Source organism: Corallococcus silvisoli (assembly GCF_009909145.1).
Taxonomy (GTDB): Bacteria; Myxococcota; Myxococcia; order Myxococcales; family Myxococcaceae; genus Corallococcus; species Corallococcus silvisoli.
This window is the reverse complement of record NZ_JAAAPJ010000055.1, coordinates 1-1,528: the sequence shown is the minus strand read 5'-3', so window position 1 is coordinate 1,528 and position 1,528 is coordinate 1. Positions and strand designations below refer to the sequence as shown.

Annotated in this window: 1 protein-coding gene; it reads left to right on the top strand. The window is 68.3% G+C overall.

The window, feature by feature from the left end; genetic code table 11:
- The coding region (locus GTY96_RS37020; protein ID WP_235686147.1) for a condensation domain-containing protein at positions 1–1,528 on the top strand (1,528 nt) is incomplete at both ends.

Here is a 1,528-nt window from a genome sequence, read left to right as displayed (position 1 = left end):
CTCATCGCGGAGCAGTGGGCGGAGCTGCTGAAGGTGGAGCGCGTCGGGCTGCACGACAACTTCTTCGACCTGGGCGGTCACTCCCTCATCGCAACCCAGGTCGTCTCACGGCTTCGCGAGATGTTCAGCGTCGAGGTCGCGCTTCAACAGGTCTTCGATGCTCCGACAGTGGCGATGCTCGCCGCGAAGGTGGAGCACATCCGGGGGCAGGCAGAAGGTTCGCGCGCGATGCCGCCGGTGCTGCCCGTGAGCCGGGAAGGAGAGCTCCCGCTGTCGTTCGCGCAGCAGCGCTTGTGGTTCCTGGATCGGCTGGAGCCGGGCAGTCCGCTCTACAACGTCCCCGCGGCGGTCCGCCTGTCAGGTGTGCTCGACGTAGGCGTACTGGAGCGGTGCTTCGAGGCGATCCTCCGGCGGCACGAAGTGTTGCGCACCACGTTCCCCGTGGCGCGGCAGACGCCGGTGCAGGAGATCCACGCGGAGGGTCGGCTGCCGTTGGAGGTGCGCGAGCTGAGCGCGCATGGCGAGGCGGAGCGTCAGGCGGAGGTGCTGCGTCTGGCGGAGGAGGAGGCCCGGAAGCCGTTCGACCTGTCGCGAGGGCCGCTCCTCCGCGCGGTGTTGCTGAAGGTCGATGAGACGGAGCACGTGTTGCTGCTGACGATGCACCACATCGTCTCCGACGCCTGGTCCACGGGCATCCTCCTGAAGGAGTTGGGAGCGCTCTACCCGGGATTCCTCGCGGGCGAACAGCCCTCGCTGCCAGAGCTGGCCGTGCAGTACGCGGACTATGCCGCGTGGCAACGGAGCTGGTTGGACGAGGAGCGGCTGGCCTCCGAGCTGGGCTGGTGGAAGACGCGGCTCGCGGGAGCGCCAACGCTGCTGGAGCTTCCGGTGGATCACCCGCGTCCGGCGGTGCAGAGCCACCGGGGAACACACCGGGTGCAGCGCCTGCCGCTGGAGCTCCAGGAAGGCGTCAGGCGGCTTGCGCGCCGTGAGGGCGTCACGTCCTTCATGGTGTTGCTGGCGGCCTTCAATGCGTTGTTGTCACGCGTGTCAGGCCGCGAGGACGTCGTGGTGGGCACGGACGTCGCGGGTCGCGATCACCGCGAGGTGGAGGGCCTGATCGGCTTCTTCATCAACCAGCTCGTGCTGCGGACCACGGTGGAGCCGGGACGGAGCCTCCGGGAACTGCTCGGGAAGGTGCGTGAGACGACGCTCTCCGCGTACGCGCATCAGCACGTGCCCTTCGAGAAGCTGGTGGAGGCGATCAACCCCGAGCGCAGCCTGGGGCACGCGCCGCTCTTCCAGGTGAAGCTCCTGCTCCAGAACGCACCTGTGCCGGAGCTGCGGTTGCCGGGACTGAGCCTGCGAGGCGTCGACTTCGAGACCGGCACCGCGAAGCTGGACCTCATCGTCTCCTTCACGGAAGGGGCGGAGGGGCTGACGGGGCTGTGGGAGTACAGCACGGACCTGTTCGACGAGCGGACAGTGCAGCGGTGGATGGAGGGTTTCGAGCGGGTGGTGAAGGCGC